The organism is Halopiger aswanensis, assembly GCF_003610195.1.
In the GTDB taxonomy this organism is placed as follows: domain Archaea; phylum Halobacteriota; class Halobacteria; order Halobacteriales; family Natrialbaceae; genus Halopiger; species Halopiger aswanensis.
In genome coordinates this window covers 1-1291 of record NZ_RAPO01000015.1, presented here as the reverse complement: position 1 = coordinate 1291, position 1291 = coordinate 1, and the positions used below count along the sequence as shown (strand labels likewise).

3 protein-coding genes are annotated in these 1291 nt (G+C 50.0%); all 3 read right to left on the bottom strand.

The window, feature by feature from the left end; translation table 11 throughout:
• Window positions 1–136: HalOD1 output domain-containing protein (locus ATJ93_RS23880; RefSeq protein ID WP_342768882.1), on the bottom strand; the 136-nt coding region annotated here is incomplete at its 3' end.
• A 760-nt stretch (window positions 137–896) separates the two neighbouring features.
• Window positions 897–1136: a hypothetical protein gene (locus ATJ93_RS23395; protein ID WP_147376707.1), complete on the bottom strand. Its 240-nt coding sequence runs from the start codon at window positions 1134–1136 to the stop codon at window positions 897–899.
• Window positions 1137–1204: 68 nt separating this feature from the next.
• On the bottom strand, window positions 1205–1291 hold an 87-nt coding region (locus ATJ93_RS23195; RefSeq protein ID WP_139327095.1), incomplete at its 5' end, for an integrase core domain-containing protein.

Below are 1291 nucleotides of genomic sequence, written 5' to 3'. Positions count from 1 at the left end.
CGACGTCTGTATTTGACTCGAGCAGCGAGGTGACGGCCTCGGGATCGACAGCCTCGTACAGCGGTGGAAGCGCCGTTCGGTCACAGTCCTCATGAGTTGAAATCCGTTCGAGTACCGCGGTCAGAGTTGGATGCATCGTAGTCGAGATCGTGATTAGTCGGCAGATTGGTGATCGGTACAGTGAGCCTCATTCGTAGTCCGGATATGTGACCGAACTGCTGGACGGATTGTATCGATGGCAGTGCTACAATCGCAATGGATGGTGATATTCAGGACCATGGTTCTCCAGTTGTAGGCCCCAACGTCGCAGGATACAATCCAACGAGAGAACCAAGCACCGTTGCCATAGTTCCAACAGGACGTCGGCACATCTTTATTTCGCCAATTCGAACGATGGATTGCTCCCGCTACGCGGGGGCGTGTGTGAGCCGGAGCGCCCGTCTCCACCCAAGCACTCCGGCTCAGCGCACTTTCGTGCGCGTCTGTTAGTTACTCAATCAATCCTAAAGAGCGTTAGGATACTGACCGGTTCACCCGGTCGGTACCGGTGCAGTGGCGGAATCAGGATTCTTTTGGTAGCCGTTGAGTCGTGCCCAAACGCAGTACCTATACAAGTGATATTTGCCGGTTCTAACTGATCGTGAATTCTGATCTACTGGTGACTCGAGACGGTAGTGCGGCGCTGTAGTAAAGACAAGAGGACGGGCTTACTTCTCGAGTCCGCAGTGAAGAGAACCATCGCAGCACGTGGACACGGTTGAGCCACCTTGTTGATACCCGCGATCGGTGATAGGTTTTAGCAGCCGTGCTGAATATGCGCCCTATATTCAGCAAACTCGGCGTGACAGAATTGAGTTGGAAGGAATTAGAAGATACTGAATATGTTGATGTCACCTTCACCAGTACATTGCTACGGTTTTCGCCTCAATTCGGAATACATTGCTACTCTCGTCTAATTTATTGTTCTGATCGACAACCTCGCCAGTTGCCAAAGTCTCTGAGCGTAGTTGCTGACGTTTCTCAACACCTATAGGATCTAGGTCAAACATCTCGATAAACGAATCTGTATACGCATTAAGAATCTTCTTTCGTTGTGCTGTTTGACTAACCTCATCGCCAACATCAACAGTTCTCATAGTCTCTACAACCAACTGCTCCAGTTCATCTTCAGAAATATCTTGACCGTACTCTTCTTCGGCACTGTCTAGTTTAGCACCTCGGCTGGCGTCTGTCCGTTAAGTGATTGATGCGGTCGTTGTGTGTTATAGTAATGTACAAACTGCTCAAGCCA